At 50.0% G+C, this 19875-nt stretch carries 15 protein-coding genes and 1 pseudogene; 1 reads left to right on the plus strand and 15 read right to left on the minus strand.

Going from position 1 to position 19875, the window contains the following annotated elements:
* Positions 1-17: 17 nt before the first annotated feature.
* The 10 genes from F1593_RS05430 to F1593_RS05475 form a co-directional block, all read right to left on the minus strand.
* Positions 18-1001: a glycosyltransferase gene (locus F1593_RS05430; RefSeq protein ID WP_149400536.1), complete on the minus strand. Its 984-nt coding sequence runs from the start codon at positions 999-1001 to the stop codon at positions 18-20.
* A gap of 25 nt (positions 1002-1026) precedes the next feature.
* A complete protein-coding gene (locus F1593_RS05435; RefSeq protein WP_149400537.1) occupies positions 1027-2112 on the minus strand; it encodes a glycosyltransferase family 9 protein in 1086 nt (361 codons plus the stop codon).
* A complete protein-coding gene (locus tag F1593_RS05440) occupies positions 2105-3265 on the minus strand; it encodes a glycosyltransferase family 9 protein (protein WP_149400538.1) in 1161 nt (386 codons plus the stop codon). Before F1593_RS05440 ends, F1593_RS05435 begins: the two co-directional genes overlap by 8 nt.
* 46 nt (positions 3266-3311) lie before the next feature.
* On the minus strand, positions 3312-4874 hold the full coding sequence (gene rfaE2 / locus F1593_RS05445; RefSeq protein ID WP_149400539.1) for a D-glycero-beta-D-manno-heptose 1-phosphate adenylyltransferase: 1563 nt from the start codon (positions 4872-4874) through the stop codon (positions 3312-3314).
* A complete protein-coding gene (locus F1593_RS05450; RefSeq protein WP_149400540.1) occupies positions 4862-5506 on the minus strand; it encodes a D-glycero-alpha-D-manno-heptose-1,7-bisphosphate 7-phosphatase in 645 nt (214 codons plus the stop codon). The genes rfaE2 and F1593_RS05450 overlap by 13 nt, the downstream gene beginning before the upstream one ends.
* Positions 5507-5536: 30 nt before the next feature.
* On the minus strand, positions 5537-6235 hold the full coding sequence (locus F1593_RS05455; RefSeq protein WP_149400541.1) for a D-sedoheptulose-7-phosphate isomerase: 699 nt from the start codon (positions 6233-6235) through the stop codon (positions 5537-5539).
* Between the two features lie 451 nt (positions 6236-6686).
* Positions 6687-7115 carry a transglycosylase SLT domain-containing protein gene (locus F1593_RS05460; protein ID WP_235932496.1) on the minus strand — a complete coding sequence of 143 codons (429 nt, stop codon included), beginning with the start codon at positions 7113-7115 and terminating at the stop codon, positions 6687-6689.
* A 612-nt stretch (positions 7116-7727) separates the two neighbouring features.
* Positions 7728-10100: a glycoside hydrolase family 3 N-terminal domain-containing protein gene (locus F1593_RS05465; protein ID WP_149400543.1), complete on the minus strand. Its 2373-nt coding sequence runs from the start codon at positions 10098-10100 to the stop codon at positions 7728-7730.
* A 1092-nt stretch (positions 10101-11192) separates the two neighbouring features.
* On the minus strand, positions 11193-12083 hold the full coding sequence (locus tag F1593_RS05470; protein WP_149400544.1) for a hypothetical protein: 891 nt from the start codon (positions 12081-12083) through the stop codon (positions 11193-11195).
* Between the two features lie 326 nt (positions 12084-12409).
* Positions 12410-13012, minus strand: a complete 603-nt coding sequence (locus tag F1593_RS05475; protein ID WP_149400545.1) for a hypothetical protein — start codon at positions 13010-13012, stop codon at positions 12410-12412.
* A gap of 451 nt (positions 13013-13463) precedes the next feature.
* Between F1593_RS05475 and F1593_RS29795 the strand changes: the two are divergent.
* Positions 13464-13714 (plus strand): annotated as a pseudogene (locus F1593_RS29795) (recombinase family protein); the annotation flags it as partial.
* A gap of 331 nt (positions 13715-14045) precedes the next feature.
* Here F1593_RS29795 and lipP1 read toward each other — a convergent pair.
* The 5 genes from lipP1 to F1593_RS05505 form a co-directional block, all read right to left on the minus strand.
* A complete protein-coding gene (gene lipP1, locus F1593_RS05485) occupies positions 14046-14996 on the minus strand; it encodes a LipP1 family hormone-sensitive lipase (RefSeq protein ID WP_149400546.1) in 951 nt (316 codons plus the stop codon).
* Positions 14997-15286: 290 nt separating this feature from the next.
* Positions 15287-16036, minus strand: coding sequence for a class I SAM-dependent methyltransferase (locus F1593_RS05490; protein ID WP_149400547.1), 750 nt, complete (start codon positions 16034-16036; stop codon positions 15287-15289).
* Positions 16037-16374: 338 nt separating this feature from the next.
* Positions 16375-17259: a carbohydrate ABC transporter permease gene (locus F1593_RS05495; protein WP_149400548.1), complete on the minus strand. Its 885-nt coding sequence runs from the start codon at positions 17257-17259 to the stop codon at positions 16375-16377.
* A gap of 21 nt (positions 17260-17280) precedes the next feature.
* A complete protein-coding gene (locus F1593_RS05500) occupies positions 17281-18264 on the minus strand; it encodes a carbohydrate ABC transporter permease (RefSeq protein WP_172631882.1) in 984 nt (327 codons plus the stop codon).
* 100 nt (positions 18265-18364) lie between these two features.
* Positions 18365-19747 carry an ABC transporter substrate-binding protein gene (locus F1593_RS05505; RefSeq protein WP_235932497.1) on the minus strand — a complete coding sequence of 461 codons (1383 nt, stop codon included), beginning with the start codon at positions 19745-19747 and terminating at the stop codon, positions 18365-18367.
* Between the last annotated feature and the right edge of the window lie 128 nt (positions 19748-19875).

The raw sequence follows: 19875 nt of genomic DNA on the forward strand, positions 1-19875 counted from the left end.
CTTTTCGCAATCCTTGTTTAGAACACACTACGCTGGGAGGCTACAGGCTGTTCGCGCTCACCTGTGACCAGGGCAAATGCGGCATTCCAATCCCGACTAAATCGCTCCAGACTGAAGCGGGTCAGGGCCACCTGACGCGCTCGCTCGCCCATGCGGCGCGCATCTTCTGGATACGCCAGCAAGTGGCGCATATGCTCAAGCAATTCTTCGCTATTACAGGAAATATAACCACTCTTGCCGTTTTCAATCACGGTCGGTAGCTCGGTTGTCGCCAGGGCCACAACAGGCATACCAATCGTCATGGCTTCAATCACAGCCAGCGGCAGGCTGGTATAGCGAATAGGACTGAACAGGAAACGATAGGCGGAGATGCGCTGATGAAGATGGCGATAGGCGACATCTCCAAGACCACCAAACTCTTCGGTCTGCATACCCACCGCATCCAATGGAATGGCCTGGCGCGCCTGTAAAAAGAGATCATATCCAGCAATGCGTGGGCGCTTCTGGATACCATTGATCATAGTGATGCCACGTTCGAGATGACCGCTATAGCTGACAGCAGGATCAATCGCGACGCTATGTTCAATTACCCTGCTTGGCGTGCGGCCATTGTCCCACATCAAACGGTTGTAGTGCGTCACATGAACCAGCAAGACTGCGGGATCGTCAATAGGATGACAGGTGTCAACGGGATGTGGTCGCGGCGTGTTATGTTCCAGATAGATCCTGGGCAGTTGGCGCTGCTGCGGACTTAAAATCTCGTCCTGATCCTCGAAATAGTTCTTAGGCGTCTGAAAGATAATCAGATCAAGCTGAAGGTTGCGCACCTCTTGGGCGGGCACTTCATGCACATAAGCAGGTAGATCAAAGGTAGGACCTCTGCCACCGTAGCCTTCGGGGCGGTCCGGCTTGACGGGCAGATACCAATCATGCTCGATACGCGCCAGGGTATTGAGATAGCTGCCATGAATGTGCCAGATCAGGATTTTCAATCTTCGCATTTCCACTTCCTCACGCTATGAAAGATCAGGCATGCGACCGCTGCATGCCACGGTTGTCACGGTTGTCACGGCTACAGGTTGCGAGCAGTTTTTCCGCGCTGGCAATAACCTCAGATGGCGCAAGCCAGCGTAAGCAACGATGATCAATCGGGCATTCCCAGTAATCACAGGGACTACAGGGGACCGGGCGTCGCAAGGCGTGACGGATGGTCTGATCCAGCGGTGCCCAGCGTCGGTAGTCAGCAGGACCAAACAGCGTGATCCCAGGACAACACACGGCCTCGGCGATATGGGCGGGTCCTGTATCATTACTCACAAACAAATCCAGGCGACTGAGCAGCGCCGCCAGTCCTCCCAACGAGGTTTTGCCGACCAGATTCAGAGCGGGAACATGCATATATGAAAGCACATCCAGTACTGTTGTCTCGTCAGCTTCAACACCGGTCAAGATGATTTGAGCAGCGTATCTCTGTGCGAGCGTATCAGCTACGCGGGCAAAGTACTCGGCAGGCCAGCGGCGCGCCGCTGGACGCGCTCCCGGATGCAGACCAATCACAGGACGATCTATAGCAACCAGTGGAGCCAGCAATGCAGCCGCCTCCCATTGATCCTGCGCCTGCAACGGAAATTCCAGCCGGGGATCAAGCTCGCTACAGCCTACCAGGGCCGCCAGCCCAAGGTTGCGCTGTACTTCTGGCAAAGTTTCAGGATATTCAGCCGCCAGTGTTAAACCGCTCGGCGGACGTCCTTTGTAATAGCCAGCGGTTCTCTTGCCATGCAGGGCCAGCGCCAGAGGATTGCTGCTCTGTCCGCTGCCATGCATCTGTAGCACCAGATCATAGTTGCGCGCACGCTGCTCCTCGATAAAACGCTGCGTCCTTTCCTCATCTACAACTACTTCATTGAGACCAGGATAGCCAGCAAACTCGACAAAGTGATCCAGATAGCAGCGATAGCGCTCGACAAACGCCGCCGCCCATGGCAGACCGATCAAGGTAATCTCAGCAGCCGGGAATTGCGCTCGTAACGCACGCAAAGCTGGCACGGCAACCAGCAGATCACCCAGTTGTAAAGCACGAAATATAGCAATCGAGCAAAGAGTGCTATCCAAGGCTTTCCACTCCTCTCCCGGTTATTTCACCGCTCGCAAGCTCAAGATTCAGGGATAAAGGAGCAGATTGAGATACAGACAACAGTAATGAGCGGGCCTCATTGATCACCATCTGGGGTGACACGAGACGCAGGCATTCATGCTGATAGGGACAGATACGGCTATAGCAAATGCGGCAGGAGACATCATGATAGAGTTGTCGATGAGGAACGTGCCACGGTCCCCACTGCTCAGGTGGATTGGTCAGCGCAAAGAGAGCCACAATGGGAGTCTTGACAGCCGCCGCGATATGCATTGGCCCGGTATTATTGGTGATGGTGAGATCAGCACTCTGGATCAGGGCGCACAATTCTGGAAAATCTAAGCCGCCAGCCAGCGATAGGATCGACGCATGATATTTGCTCTCTATCTGCGCCACTATTTTGTCCACCAGCTCCCGTTCATCAGGCATACCCGTGAGCAGCACCTCTGCATCAAGTTGCGCTACCAGTAACGTGATCACCTGCGCATACATTTCCCAGGGATATGTACGAGCGGGCATGCTACATCCAGGATGTACGATGATGCGCAGGCGCTGTGGATTCTGAAACGAAGCAGGCAAGTGGGCGGCAAGCGCGGCCCTGGCGGTAACGGGAACCTTGAGCACCAGATCGGTTTCAGAGGTAGTCATCCCCAGAACGCCCACCAGATCCAAGCCACGCTCAACCTCATGCATCATCTTTTCGGGATGTTTGTGCCGCGTGGTGAGAAGCGCGCCGGGACCATCTATCGAGGCGGCAGCGCGCAGTGGGATATCCGCCAGATAACAGAGATAGGCGGCGGGCAAAGAGCTCTGGCGAAAAGAGGTAAAGATAATGGCTCCATCAAACTGGCGTTCTTTTAACATGGCGATGACCCGCTGTTCTAACATGCTATCCTGTGGACGAACATGCCAGGGGTCCATCCAGGGAGCCTGATAGACAAGCACATCATCAATATCAGGATTAAGCGCCGCCGCCTGAGCACCAATAGGACTGGCTAATAATGTCAGATAGGCCGCAGGTAGCGCTGTCCTGACAGCATGGAAAGCAGGCGTCGTTACTAAGACATCCCCTAGATTATCGAGGCGTACCAGCAAAACATTTTTGAGCGCGGCCCAACGTTCATCCAACATAATTCTCACTCCGCTAACGACATTTACAGACACGTCCTGACATCCTTTATTCATGCAGAACAGATAGCGAGACAATCCGATCAATCATACTACTGGTACTCAGATTGTTGACCAGGGGTAGAATAACAACCTTGCCACCAACCGCTTGCACCGTGCGGGCCTCTGGAAGCTCTTCCTCCGTGTAATCGCCCCCCTTCACATGGATATGTGGTCGCAGGGTCCGAATTAAAGCGCTCGGAGTAGCCTCTGAGAAGAGGATGGCATGATCCACCATATCCAGGGCCGCCACCAGGGCCAGACGATCACTCTCGCTGTTGATGGGTCGACCGGGCCCCTTACGAGCACGGGTGCTGGCATCATTATTAATTCCCACGACAAGCACATCGCCCAGTTGCTTCGCCTGCCGCAGAAACTGGATGTGTCCCGCATGCAAGATATCAAAGACGCCATTGGTGAAGACAATCGTCTGCCCTGACATACGAGCAAGCTCCAGTTGGGATGTCAGTGACGCCAGTTCCTGCCGGGAATCCTGCTCCTGCAATCCACTGGCATAGCTTCTCAGGCTGACGCGTTGTAATAATTCCTGCTGCGAAACGGCTGCGGTATACTGTTTAGTGACCGCAATACCAGCGGCATCAATCCCGATACGCGCGGCCTCTTCAATATCTCCACCGGCCGCCAGGACCAGGATCATTGTCGCAGCCAGGGAATCGCCAGCGCCCACATCATTAGCATGCGCAACCGGATGAGCCGGGACATGCAGCGTATGCTGACAGCGATCCAGCACAAACACCCCGCGCTCGGCCAGCGTAAGCGCCACATATTGAGTATTGAGGACAGATAGCAACTGCTGCGCCACATATTCAACCTGGACCAGCTCGCTCATCTCAAATACATCGATATGCTCATGAGAGCCAGTGGTTGTACATTCAAGCATGCGTTCTGCCATGCGTTCTGCCAGCAGCAGAGCTTCGAGCGCATTCGGAGTCACAACAGTGACTGGCAAAGCTTGAAAGCGCCATAAAGCTTTAGAATCGACCAGCACAGGTTTCGGCTGGTTGATCAACAAATCCTGTAACTGATCAATAACTGCATCCGTAAACAGGCCATAGCAATAATCGGAGATCAGCACCGCGTCACAATGTGCATACAAACAATTTAAATGTGACAGCAATGTCTGCAATCCACCTTTTTCAGTGAGGAAATGATTGATAGCATTTCTATCACCCTCATCAAAGCGCACCACATATTGCTGATTAGCGAGAATACGCAGTTTATGAATAGTGTAAATGGATGAATCTGCGATTAACCATTGATCACTGATACCACGGTCGCGCAAAGCCTGCCGGAGCAGTGTCCCGGTAAGGTCGCTGCCGATCACACCCAGGAAATCGACCTGCGCGCCCAGTGCCCTGATATTCGCCGCGCTATTTGCGGCCCCGCCTGGAATGCGCAATTCTCGCGTTTTCCGCACCACGGGCACCGGTCCCTCGCTACAGAGACGGTCGGCATCACCTTCAAGATAGGAATCCAGCATTGCATCGCCAATCACCAGGATGTGCAGATCGCGGAAACGCCGCACGAGTTCGGTGGCCTCTAGCTGTTGCATACGACCTCCTCGGAACTGGCTGGCTGCGACCATTGCGGAGGACGATAGGTCAGGGATACATCGCTTTCCAGCAGCGTCACGGCTTTGATGATCGTCAGGGCATGGATAGTGTCGCGCGCGATATACTTCGGCGTGCGGATCGCTGCGGAAGAGGCATGCTCGGTCCCTACATCCACCAGGATGGTATGACAACCAGCTTGATTGCCAGCCTCAATATCATCCAGAATATCCCCCACAAACCAGGAGGATGAGAGATCAATAGCCAGTTCTTGTGCCGCCTGCAAGAGCATTCCGGGCCGTGGCTTGCGACATTGACAGCGGATTGACAGTTCGGGAATCACGCCATCCACATGATGAGGGCAGTAATAGATACCATCCAGCGTGACAGCAGCCTCGGCTAACTGCTCCTTTAAATAGGTATGCATCACATCCAGGTCGGCAACCGTAAAATACCCACGTGCAATGCCCGCTTGATTGGTGATCAGCACCAGGGCAAAATCCATATCCTGCATACGCCGTAAGGCTGGTCCGATACCAGCATACAAACGCAAATGTTCGGGACGAGAAGGATAATGATAAGGATGGACAAGGGTCCCATCCCGATCCAGAAAGATAGCACGGCGTTTCGTCATCACAAACTTCCTCCACGCTTACCTGCTGCGCTACTGCGCTTCTATCTGAGGGTAATGAGGCCCTTTCTCAGCGTCTTCAGCAGAGAGCCAGGCTTCAGTCAGATCACAGAGAATATGCGTCACCACCATATGCAATTCCTGGGCCGTTGCCACATCAATCTCAGCGATCCCTGCAATTCCAATCGTCACATCAGCAATCTCGGCCAGCTGGTTTGTGCAATTACCGGTGATGGCGATAGTTTGCATACCACACTGACAGGCAGCATGGGCGGCACTGATTACATTCGCGGATTCACCGCTGGTGCTGAAGGCCAGTAACATATCGCCCGGCTGACCAAGGGCGTAGACCTGACGCGCAAAAATATCTTGATAGCCATAATCATTGGCAATCGCGGTCAGGATTGAGGTATCAGTGGTCAACGCCAGTACAGCATAAGGCCTGCGTTCACGCTTAAAACGTCCAACCAGTTCGGCGGCAAAATGTTGCGCCTCAGCCGCGCTACCGCCATTTCCTACCACCAGCACACGATGGCCCGATTGCAGAGTATTGATCAGGCGCTGTACGGCTTCTGCGAGATGCTGTGGATCTAAGGAAAGTGAATGAAGAGCAAGCTCCAATGCTTGCCGATGAGTGGTAAGGGAGTGAACAACCTCGTCTTCCCAGGTAAAACTAGATTTTTCAGGCGTAGGAATAGTTACACGATACCCGCTACGGTTGTATGTATTCATGCAGTTTCCTTGGCTGATGTTTTACTTGTCAATTAGAACTTGTACGATTTAACGGGAAAATTCAGGCTTTTTTATAGTACTTATGCTCAGGAGTCAGTACACATAAATATAGTAACCTATTATTTAGCAGAATACAAGTCAGCAATAAAATCGTTAAGCTATTTCTAATAATTCTCTGCTATTTATAATCACATTTCAGTACTCCTATGCTTATGAGCTCTCTTTATTCTATCAGTTCTCCTAAAAATGTGTGTTCTCCTAAAAATAAAGTCACAAAGAGAGCCGGTATGCTGTCTTGCTAAGATAGCATACCGGCTCTCTTGAGTTCTTGCTCACCCGCTACGCAGGTGAGAAGCCAGGGGATTGCATCCCTGCACCCCTGCTTGTGTGGATTTGTACTTCTTCAGAGCACAGTTTCCTGGTACAGCCGAGGTGTAGCCTGATTGATAGATTACGGCTGGCACTGCCATTCTCTCCAGGAGTAACCATCGCGTTTGAAGATTTCAAAGGCGGCGCGGGCATTGGCACGAGCATCATAAGGGGATGCGCCAGCCTGGGATGTCCCGCTCCAGGTGCTGGGATAAAGGATCTGGAACAGTCCTTCAGCGTGGCTGTTGCCAATCGCCATAGAGTTGGTGGCACCGGGATTCATGGTTGACTCGCACTGCGCAATACGTAAAGCCTGACCTGAATATGATCCAAAGGCATCATTGATAGCACTGGTAACATAGGCATCATTGGTGGCGGCATGCGTCTGTGGGGCATGGAAACCCAGGACACCAGCCAGTAATGTCATGCTCAAGAGAAGAGCCATGCTTACTTTGATGAAGAGGGTATTTTGTTTTTTAGAGGTAATTTGTACGTTCTGGTGTAAATTCAACACATACTCCTATAAGGGTGCAAATTAGTAACTATTGACAACGGAATTTACAAGAGAGGACCCGTTTGTGAGGACCCGATACTGGAGGAACCTTTTGTCTGACTCCAGTAGGAAAATGCTGATGTGCTCGATACCTGTTGATACGGCAGTGTTCACCTGAGGAGCTATTTGACTCACTATCCTCTCGCGAAAAGGATCAATGAGTGGATCAGCCTTAACATATTGATATCTTAACATAGAAAAACTGATACACCAAATTACACCCTGAAACATAGCCATATTGGGCTACTTATCCTTGTGAATACGCCTGAGAGGCTCGCTGATATGCCATATCTTTTTGGTCAAGCGTGATGAGAGCCATCAAGGGCTTGACACATATTCAATGGTCTTCGCACATGAGTTTTCGCGCTCAAGGCGCTCAAAAGATTCTCAATATATTGCATAAAATGCTTGAAAAACATTTTATGCAATATATTGTAGAAGAGGTGCAGTGCGTAAGCAGCTGTCTACAAGCGAGCAGCACAATTATTATTACAGAAAAAGTGCAGGTGCATAAGCACCTGCCTACAAGCGAGCAGCACAATCTCTGTGGAAGGAACATCAAATTCTTTGTTATGCAATGGTGACGCGGGTTGCGACGACTTCTTTTTGCTGATAGAAGGCGATCTCGCCGCTGAGTTGGATGGTCTGTTCCGCTCGGATATCACTTGAGGAGGCTCCAATGCTGAAGGTGAAGTCTCCTGGCTCGGTGACGAAGCGCATTCTGGCATCGTGGAAGGCGAGACGCGATGGATGGACGGTGAAGGTGACGGTCCGTGACTCTCCTGCCGCCAGGGCGATACGCTTGAAACCCAGCAGGGATTTGATGGGACGCGCGACCGATCCCACAACATCTTTGCCATACAACTGGACGACTTCTTCACCGGCGCGTTCACCGCTGTTGCGTACTTCGATGGCAATCTCAATGGGCTGCGTGGTATTGCTAGCCTGTACACCGAGGTTGCTGTATGCAAACGTGGTATAGCTCAGTCCATGTCCAAAGGGGAAGAGCGGTGTAGTGGGTGAGTCGATATAATCATCGAAGAACATGGCGCAATCCCCACCGGCACGCATACCGAGATAGATTGGAATCTGGCCGACTGAACGTGGCAGGGTGACTGGCAGGCGTCCAGCGGGGTTGACTTTTCCTGTCAGGATGTCTGCCAGACCATTTCCACCTTCTTCACCAGCCGGAAAGAGCTGAATTAAGGCGTTGGCCTGCTCTGCGATCTGCGCAAGCGTATGGACACGTCCACTCAGGACAACGACGACCAGCGGTGTACCTGTTTTGGCGATGGCACTGATAAGCTCTTGTTGCACGCCAGTCAGGTCCAGATTGGTGGCATCGTTTCCTTCACCAACGGTTACAGGCCGGAGCAGACCGCTCTTGCCAGCTACGACAACGACCGCAACATCCGCCGCACTGGCAGCTTGCTCAGCTGCAGCGAAACCTGAACGATCTGTTCCCAGTACTTCGCAGCCTTTGGCGTAGCTGATCTCAACATCGTTACCCAGAGCCGAGCGCAATCCGGCCAGAGGCGTGACGTGAGGCGTAAAATAGGGACCTGGGAAGTAAGAGCCGTTACCACTTGCCACAGTGGGCGTGGGCATTAGCAATTCACCCTCGCTTTTGATCTTCTCAGGAGCCAGATAGGTGATCTCAGCATGCGATGGATAGTGATAATCACCTTGCAGGAGGCGCTCGTCATCAGCCCCAGGTCCGATCAAGGCCAGACGCTTGATATTTGCTTTCAATGGCAAGATGCCATCATTGGTCAGGACAATGGTAGATTTCGCGACGGCTTCACGTGCCAGTGCACGCTGCTCCGGCGTCTCAAAGACATGTTCGACAGCTTCTTCATTCCCATAAGGATGCTCGAAGATGCCGAGCTGGAATTTGAGCTTCAATACCCGTCGTACTGATGTATCGATAACCGACAATGGTACTCGTCCCTGCTCAATTTCGGCTCTCAAGGGTTCTCCATAACACACCGTGGCGGGCAGTTCCATATCCAATCCCGCCTGTAAGGCCAGACTGGCAGCTTCACCCAATGTGCTAGCGACATTATGATGTGTCTTCAAGAGCTCAACCGAAGAATAATCCGCGACGACAGGACCATCAAAGCCAAGTTTGTCGCGCAACAGTTCGGTGAGAATAGCATAGCTACCCGCGCAGGGCAGGCCATCGACCGAGGCATAGGAGTTCATGATAGTAGCAATATTGGCATCACGGATTACAGCGGCAAAGGGCTCGGCATAAATATCATAGAGTTCGCGCAATCCCAGTTGCACAGGTGCCCAGTTACGGCCGCCTTCAGACATCGCATAGCCCAGGAAATGCTTGCCCGTGGTTGCGATACCATTGCGCAGATCCTCAGTCTGCAAACCCTGCACATAGGCCACGCCCATGGTACCAATCAGGACTGGATCTTCTCCATAGCTCTCCTCAACGCGGCCCCAGCGCGGATCGCGGGCCACATCGAGCACGGGAGCGAGAGTGTGACGCGCACCAATCGAGAGCATCTGCTCACGGATAGCACCGGCAATATTCTTGACCAGCTCCGGGTCCCAGGTAGAGGCCAGCGCAATACCCTGTGGAAAAACCGTGGCATCCCGCTGGCAGAGGCCACCGACCGATTCTTCATGCAGGATAACGGGAATACCCAGCCGGGTCTGCTCGACAGCCACACGCTGGATGGCATTCAAGAATTTCACGCTCTCATGAGGATGCAGCGAGGTTGCAGCACCAATACGCGTAATCTGACCAATCCCATTGCGCAACAGCTCAGCTGTATGCTCGGTATCGAATACGCTCTCGCGTACAAAATCGATGCTCCAGAGACATTGAAGCTGCGCCAGCTTTTCCTCCAACGTCATTTGATTGAGTAAGTCCTCAACGCGATCTTCAATGGCCGCTTGAGCATCTTTATAAAGAGGGGTTGACATGCTATGAACTCCTACTGACTGATTACCTGATTGCCCAGAAAAAGAACCATCGCTGATCACTATTCTGGTTCATTCCTTCATTGAATAAACTAAATGTAGCACATATTGCTCAGTGAAGTCCAGAAAAAATTTACCGGAAATAGAAGGCACAAAAGTCTATGCCTTCTATTTCCGGTAATTTTCACTATCAAAGTGTTTGATTCCCGGCTCTCTATCCTTCCGGGGGATTGAGAGGAGGGGGAGTTTGCGAGGACTGTCATGCCCCCGGCATGCCTGCCATCGCGCTCCGTCATGGGCTGCCGCCCCTGCACCCCTCTTTCACCCGCAAGGACGGAGAGCCTGATTCTCATGCTCTTCGCCATCCTGGCGCATGAGTTTTCGCACCAATGGTGCTCAAAACTGTTTTTATTGTGTGGTCCAGAAAAGTTCGGAGAACTTTTTCTGCACCACACAATAAAAAGGGCGCAGGCGCGCAGGCGCCTGCCAGCAGGTGAGCGGCAAGATCCCGCTGGGAGTGGGAATCAAACACTTTGTATAGGCCCTTGAGTATTAATGGATACTGTTGCTAAATTCATTTGCCCGGCTGAGATCGATGAGGAAATATACACTCACGCTGAGCACAGAAAAACAATTTAGCAACAGTATCATTAATGGAACGAAAAACAACGCTAAGGAAATTGTTCTCTTCTGAAGGGTGAATAAGAATGGATGAGCATCTTTCATAGACTCTTTTGAATAAAAATCCTCGCTCTCCTCGCTCCATCGGACATTGTTCCACCTGGCGGTGGCTGTCGCCAAAGAACGGCGGGAAGCCGGCGATGCGATGATCATCTAGATGGTGCCTGTTTGAGCCCAATTGCCAGGCATTCACCAAAAAGTTTCATGAGCCAGTATATATCGGCGCTAATACACCCACATGATGAGCGCTCTCTGCCTGCTCAAATCCTTGCGAGCGAAGTTCAATCACTTGTTGATAACGGTCATAGCGCTATAGAACCACAAAGGGCACTGCAGAGTTGCAGTGCCCTTTTCTAACATCATCATTTGCTGGCTATATGCTTGACAGCTTATTAGCGTAATGCTAAACGAAAATCAATTTCCTTCGATTATCTTAAATGCCATTGCAATCTGGTCTTGTGTGGACCTCGGAAGCACACGAATCTCAACCTCTTGACCAACTTCTAGTTCCTTATCAGGCTGATGTTCTATACCCTCAGGAATCGCTGCCATTTCCATACCATCGATATCGAGGATAACGAAAGGATCTAGAAATCTACTTATCTTACATTTTTTTGTATCTCCAGGTTGTAAACTGCGAAATTCTTTAAAGACCGCCTCTTGATTTTGAACAGAGAGTCGTGGGCTGTTCATGCGTTCCTGGTTTTGAGACACTTCTTGTCCGGCCGTGTTGATACTCTTTGGTCGGTGCGAAGGAAATTGTGAAGCAAGCTTTCGGGCAGCGTCCAACGTGTATGCAGTAAAAGACTCAGTGCTGATATCTCCATTCACAATCGACAAAACTACCGAAGTAGGAGGGAAAACTTCTACCATCTCTTTTGAGTAATTCACCAGATGAATAGTAAGTGCATCAAGACTTGTATGGTACGGTTTGAGATCATTCCACAGATTTGGCCATACAGTGTTCTGTTTCATTCCTATTTTTTCATCCCAACTTCCACGTTGATCTGATAAGAGAAGATATGCTTCCCACAGTTTTTCGAGAGCTTCTCTCATTTCAGATCCACTCATCCAAAGAGTTGCAGGGGATTGCCGTTGATCCTGGGATGTGACAACACGAGCAAACCACGCTCGCCAATTGTTGGTATCTAACCCCTTTGCTCTCAGTGATCCGTTCCCTTCAGGATGAAGGTCAAAGGGAGGTATATGTATGCCGTCGATTTCTAATATCCAAATACAAAAATCGATCGCCGCATTGAAACCACTCGAGTAGGTCCATGAAGGACCTGTACTTAAAGGATCCATAATGTGCTCTCACCTTCCTTTCAAAAAGAAGTGATCGCCTCACTTCTGCATGGTTTTTTGAACTGGCGTTGATGATTTACGAACACTCCGCTCTGTTTTTAAGATCTTTTTTGAATCAGGTAGTAGCCTATATATCATCTGATCATTAAACACGTCTTGCCTATCACTATTACCAAACACGTCTTGCCTATCATTATACCATATGACCACAGGCCATTGACGAATAGTATCAATTCGTCAATGGCCTGTGGTCGGGATGTTCATGAAAGGGGTTTAATACTTGGCATAAAAATGTTAGTTCTCAGAAAAGAAGGAACGTGAGAAGTTTAGGCGTTAAAATTCGTGTTTGGATTGTTGAATGTACAAATAGTTCCACTCTTGAGGGTAACACCTCCGCTGAGCACTGCAGTAATACGCCCGCTTCCTGTAAGTACTTCTTGTCCATCGTTCCAAATTGATGATCCGAATGGAGATAGCGCTCCTGTAGTTAAACCTGGCCCTGCTAAACCGCCATACCAAGTAATGGTATACGCAACAGCGATAATTCCACCTAGGGTTGATTTTCCTCCAACAGCAAAATTGGCAAAACCAAAGCCAGCACCACTGCCGTAAATGTACGAAGTTCCACAAGGCCCACCTACTTGATTTTGTGGTAGTACACCATTAGTTCCTATCCTTGTTTGCGCAGGGCACTCATGGTTTTTTATTTCACGGGCTCTGACAGCTGCAGATCCTTTCGAACAATCTACATACATGGTATATGTCACACCGTTTGAAAGTTTATCAGCTGTTTTAGCACTGTGTGCAGAGGCAATGCCGCTCCCAAAAGATGTGAATAGCGCAGATAAAAGCAGAAAACCGATCATTAGCTTCCCTAGTACTTGCTTAGTCCGCTTCCAGGCTGGATGTGCATTCTTAAAAGATTGCATGTTTCTTACTCCTTTAGATTACTAAGGTATACATACGCCCTCTCTTGCATAATTACCTGAAGGTGCAAGAGATATTGGAAGCAAATTACGTTATGATGTATAGAAGTGAAGCAACATAGTTTTTACATTTATCAAACTTCTAAACGATTTAAAGCTTCCTTTTAATTTATAATGTATGTATTTATAAATGTCAATACATACACGCCTTTATTTTAAGAATTATCCAAGTAGAAACTCGATATGGCTTTTCTTGCTAGTATAAATGTTATGATTACTATTTGAGGCCGAATTAATAAATCGAGTAAAAAATGCTAGAAGCATACAAGCATTATTCAGAAAAAAGGTTGGAGTAAGCTTTTGAGTATAAATGAAGTGAAAAACAACGCTAAGGAAATCGTTCTCATAATATGGTACAAAAATGGCTGGCAGAATGCTCATAGACATTTTGTCAGCCAAATTAGAACGAGACTTGATTAGTCTCCGTACGAAAGAAGCGCTTGCTGCAAAAAAGCGGCAAGGTATAAGATTAGGAAAGCCGAAAGGTGCTATTCAAAAAGTAAGTTTGACAAAGATCGGGAGCGGATCAAAGAGTTACTCAAATTAGGGCTCTCCGTTCGCAAAATTGCCAAACTACTGGACTGTTCCAACCATCTTGCTCTCAATACTTATATCAATAAGCGCAAGCTCCGTGAGGAACTCTAGCAATATGTCTCTGAATATGCTGATACTGCTGGAGTCTCACCAGAGCCAATTGTCGCATTCACAGAAGGGCAAATTCCTTAGCGTTGTTTTTCGTTCCATTAATGATACTGTTGCTAAATTCATTTGCCCGGCTGAGATCGATGAGGAAATATACACTCACGCTGAGCACAGAAAAACAATTTAGCAACAGTATCCATTAATACTCAAGGGCCGTATACTCGACTTTGCACATTTTTGAAAACGTGAGCTCGAAAATGCGTCGCACTCGCCCTTTTTCGCAGGCTCAAAAGCCTAAAAATGTACAAAGTCGAGGTATGAGAGAGTATGACTGCTAGAGAGTGGGGATGGCGAAGGCGGTGCGCAAAGCGGCGCTGGCTTCGCTGAGGGCTTGTTGGGCCTGAGGCACGACCGCACCCATGCTCATGAAGCCATGGATCATTCCCGCATAGTGCGAGATGTGTACGGGGACGCCTGCCGCCTGCAATTTCTGTCCATACAATGTTCCATCATCCCGCAGTTGATCATATTCGGGGATGATGATCAGGGCAGGCGGGAGGTCACTGAGATCCTCAGCCAGCAAGGGGGAGGCGTAGGGATTGAGTTGCTCGGCTTCGTTGTTTAAATAGAGTTCGCGGATGCGGGCTATGGTGGCACGGGACGAGAAGTAGTGCTCTAATTCTTCCCAGGAGGGCGCGCTAAGACGAAAATCGCAGAGAGGATAGAAGAGGAGTTGGAAGGCAAGCGCGGGTCCGCCCAGGTCGCGGATGATTTGCGTCACGGCGGCGGCCAGGTTCCCACCAGCACTATCCCCACCAACAGCAATCCGCTCAGAATCAGCGTTAAACAGTTCGGCATTCTCAGCGATCCAGCAGATAGACGCATAGCAATCTTCCAGGCCACCAGGAAATTTGATTTCGGGAGCCAGACGATAGCCAACAGACATCACAAGGCACTGCGCTCCATGGCAAAGGCTACGGCAGACATGATCAAATAGATTGATATTTCCCGATATCCAGCCACCACCATGCAAATAGACCAGGATGGGGAACGGTCCTTCTCCTTCAGGAATATAGATGCGGACCGCAATGGCCTCATCAGGACCGGGGATCGTACGATCTTCAACCCGCGCAAGCGGCTCCGTGCGACTGGATTGAGCCAGTGCCTCATCTTTTTTCGCCTTCGCCCGTGCAGTAAACAAAAACAGCTCAGTATCCTGCTGCGGATGAGCGGCTGATATTTGTCTCTGATCCAACAACGCCTGAAAATAGGGATCGAGTGGCATAATACTACTCCATAGATAACAAGTTTATGCACATCTTACCATATCAAATCACAGCATGACCAGATAGCCGCCGCAATTAATGGGTGTTTTCACTCGCCTGCCTCCATACATCATGGCGGAAAACATTTCCGGCTTTTGTAGGATTCCCCAAAATAACCAACTCTCCCAATGTGTTTTTTGGCGAATAGGCAAACGGGCAAGATTTCCATACGAGCAACAAGATTTCCATATGAGCAAAGGAAAAGCGGACCTCCGTTGCGACGTTGGCCCGCACTTACGCTGCATTTGCGTTATGCTACGAGGACCATGAGACGCCAGCCGCCGAAGATGCGGACCGCCAGATCGGGACGGAACGCATAACAGATCTGGGCAGGCAGACGGAAAAGCTCGCGTTTGCCCATCCTCAAGAGCTTGATAATAAACTGTCCGGGCGTCCTGGCTTTGCTCCAACTTGTGCTATCCAGCGGTTGGCGACTATAAAAAGAGTCAAGGATGGTATAACCGGCAGCCTCAAGGATCTCAATAGCGATATCTTTAGTGAAAAAATGGAGATGGCCGGTGGCATGTCGATAATCAACCAGTTTATTGCCGAGAATAGAATTCACAGAAAGATCGAGTGGAAGCTGTAAAATCTTATAGGTACTTCTTGTCTTTAAATCGCGCAGGGCTTGAAAACAATTCTCAAAATGCTCTAACACATCGACTAAGAGTATGACATCATAATGGGTATCGTCTGCTTCCTGAAAAAAATCTGCCAGATGGACATGGAGATGCTCATTTTCGCGCCGCTTCGCCAGCTCAATCGCCTGAGGAGCAATATCATAACCCACAAAGGTCGTATCCTCCGCCAGATTCCGCTGCAAGAGACGTAAAATTTCTCCGGCCCCACAGCCTATCTCGCATACAGAAAGTGGAGTCAATCCATTGCGTGCCATGATCTGCAAGACACTCTGAGCCTTCCATTTTCCAGCATCGATGTGCCAATCAGGATTATTCTGAAGATACTCACCATTGGTATAAAAATCAGCTACAACCACCATTTTCTCCTGTCACTACTTCCAACAAAAGTAACTGTTAAAAAGAACAAAATTTCCTTATAAGGTATGCTATGTTCAATCCACTGCATATCTCATAGACTAATGATAGAGCGTAAAAGTGAAGAAGACATTAAATACATTTGCCTGTATGCATCAGATTACCACAAAAATGGCATCTAGCAAGCTATGTGCATAAATCTATACAGCGGTTTTATTTTCGACACATTTCAGTGTAAAATTCTTCGAATCGATCATTCGCAATTCCCGGCTATTTGCAGCAAAAAAGGAGGGCTGCTTATTGTCTTAAGCAGCCCTCCTCTCGCCAGGGCGCTATGATTCTTTTAGCCTTTGACGCCTGAGGAAACGGCACCTTCCATGAAGTAGCGCTGGAAGATGAAGAAGAGGATCAAGATCGGGATGGTGTTGAACATGGAGCCCGCCAGCAACAGGTTGTACTGGGTATAGTAGGTGCTCTTGAAGAAGAATAAGCCGAGCGGCAAGGTGTACATGTTCTGCGTTCCCAACGCTACCAGCGGCCATTGGAAGTCATTCCAGGCTCCCTGGAACGTGAGAATAACGACTGCGGTCAGGGCTGGCTTGACCTGCGGCAGGATGATCTGATAAAACGTGCGCCAGCGCGATGCACCATCGATCATGGCCGATTCCTCTAGCTCTTTCGGCAGGACTTTCATGAACTGGACCATCAGGAAGACGGAGAAGGGCTGCGCCATGGCAGGCAGGATCAGTGCCCAGAAGGTGTTCGCCATGTGCAGATTGTTGACGACCAGAAACTTGGGAATCAAGGTGATGGCGCCTGGGATCATCATGATGCCCAGAGTGATCAGGAAGATGCTGTTCTTACCAGGAAAATTGAGCCGTCCCAGCGCATAGCCAGCCATGGCAGAAAAGAGCATGTTGAGGATCGTCGCGCCGCCCGCATAGATCACGGAATTGAGCAGCCAGCGTATGAAGAGAGGATTGCCAAAGACGACCTGATAGTTGCTCCAGACAAAGGGATTTGGAAGCAGGGTGGGCGGAAATGCCAGCACGTCACGCATGCTCTTGAAGGAGGAAACAAGCGTGAAAACCAGTGGCCCCGCCGACGTGATGGTGAAAATGAGTAAAAACAGATAGACAATCACTTTCAGCCATGCATATGGATGCTTCCTGGCTTGAATGGGCTTGCGTTCCCGGGTGGGACGCACGGTTGCCTGTGTTTGCGCCATGAGATACGCCCTCCTTCCTCTTTATCGCTGTGCACCTGGATCAATCATACGTCGTTGCAGGATCGTGATGACGAAGATGATAAGGAAAAGGATCACCGACATCGCAGACGCCTGCCCAAATCCCCCATTATTGAAAGCCTCGTTATAGATCTCAAGCATCGGTGTTAAGGTTGAGTTTAGCGGTTGACCATTCGTCATAAACTTGGCCTGATCGAACATCTGGAAAGCCCCAATCGTTCCCAGCGCGACAACCAGGAAGATGGTGGGGCGCAAGAGCGGGACCGTGATCAAAGAGAAGGATTGCCAGGGGCCAGCACCATCTACCTGAGCAGCCTCCAACACATCGGTAGGCAAATCCTGTAGAGCGGCCAGGAAGTAGATCATAAAGGTCGCTGCCGTGCTCCAGATGTTGAGTAACATCAAGGCGGGCAAGGCCCAGAAGACGTTATTAAGCCAGTCCGGCCCGTGGATGCCTGCCAGCGATAGCACATAATTGATCAAGCCATTGGGATTGTAGAGCCAGAGGAAGATCAATGAGGTCGCCACAGAGGAGGTGACGGCGGGTACATAGAACATGGTGCGGAAGGCGCTCTTGCCTGTCTTGATGGTCTGTAAGAGCAACGCCAGCAGCAGCGCCAGGATGGTTTGTCCGATTACGACACAGACCGTGAACTTCAAGATATTCCACATGGAGGTCCAGAAGTCGCTCAGGCCAGGATTCGCCAGTTGATTGAAGAGTTGGATGTAGTTTTTAAAGCCCACAAAGGTCGCTGCGCCAAATCCCAGATCGATCCGAAAGAAACTCAGGCCAATCCCATAAAGTGAGACAAAGAAAAAGAAGAGACACAACACAAAGAGATAGGGCGTCAGAAAAAGGTAAGCAGCCAGTGTTTCCGAACGCTGCTTCGCGCTGCCCCTGCGCTTCCTTCCTGGCAGCGCGCCCCCCTCTTTGACCAGTCCCGCTTGCGCGCTGGCTATGGATGGACCTGCTGGTTGAGTAGCCATCAATTTGCTCCTTCTACCTGCGCCATGAAGCTTCATATACTCCCGACGACTTGATCGGTCATTATGAAGCTTCATATGCTATGCATCCCGACGACCGGCATTAACTGCTCTGCAACTGATTATTGATCTTCGCTGCGGCATCATCCAGGGCCGACTGCGCATTCTGCTTGTTTAAAATGACGGCATCGATGGCGTTCGAGAGAACAGTATGAATCGTAGAATCTTGCGCGCCATAGTAGTCGGCATAACTATAGGATGCGGCATCAAAGAGTGTCTTGAAGCCAGGATGGGTGGCGAAGTAGGGGGCATTCGCCAGGCTTTTGAGGGTTGGCAAAGCAAAACCAGCATTCAACTGACTCTCCTGCACCGTCGAGCCAGTCATATACTTGATCAACTCCCACGCTGCCTCGGGATGCTGCGTGCTGGATGATGCGGCCCAGGCATTGGTAAAGGTCAGATTTGCCTGCTTGCCGCTAGCCGTTCTGGGTAAAGGAGCTATATCATACTTGACTTCGGGATAGGTACTCTGCAAAGAAGGGATCAACCAGCCACCCTCGATGGTCATCGCACCCTTTTGTTTGCCAAAGGCATCCCCATTCCAGGTCGCGCCAACCGTCGTCGGTAATGTAGCCGTATTATTTTTGAAGAAGCTATCATAATAATTCAAGGCATCGACGCCTGCTTGTTTATTAAAGATCACCTGTGAGCCATCTTTATTCAGAATCGAACCACCGTTTGCCAGCAGGAAAGGACCAAAGCGGGAGAGATCGGCGGAGAGGATCAGGCCATAGGTGGCGTCGGATTTGCCAGCATTTTTTGTCAATGCTTTGGCATCTTTCTGCAAATCGCTCCAGGTCCAGTTGGCCGTGGGCGCGGCCAGGCCAGCGTCCTTGAACATCTGTGTATTATAGAAAACGCCCAGGCTATTCCAGTCCTTCGGCAAGCCAAAGACCTGTCCAGCATTACACACAAAAGGATTGCTCAGCGCCGCGTAGTAGTCACTGGCCTTGACATTATCTTGCGCCATATAGGGAGAGAGATTGAGCAACTTGCCAGCCGAAATGTAAGCACTGGACATGGATGGCTGGAGATAGAAAACATCCGGCACGCTATTACTGGCAACATTGGCACGCATCTTTGTCGTGTAATCACCAGAAATCGGCGACCATTTCACCTTAATCGTCGGATGGGACGCCTCGAAATTCTGCAAATTCTTCTGTACCAGAGCATCCTCAGCAGGAGTCGAGGTCCAGCCCGACACGGTCAGCGTCACCGTCCCGCTCTCCGCCGACGCCGCCGTCGTATTGGTACTGCCCGGACAATTAATATAGCTATTCCCGCTCGCAATACCCTGCTGATTTACCCCATTGTTCCCATGCATATCCGTATTGCCAGTACCTCCATCGGTACCACAGGCCGCTAATAACAACATCCCAAGTACAAGCACAACAGGAATAAAAGAAGTAATCTTTCGTTTCATCATGCTGCTCCTAAATGAAAACTCAGCCATGAGCCGTAACACCATTGTAGCCATCTCTATAACTATATACTCTTGAATAACAGAGAACCGATACAATCTCTTGAGATCCTGGCTGATGGATATTCATGGAC

This window comes from Dictyobacter arantiisoli (assembly GCF_008326305.1).
GTDB classification, from domain to species: Bacteria; Chloroflexota; Ktedonobacteria; order Ktedonobacterales; family Ktedonobacteraceae; genus Dictyobacter; species Dictyobacter arantiisoli.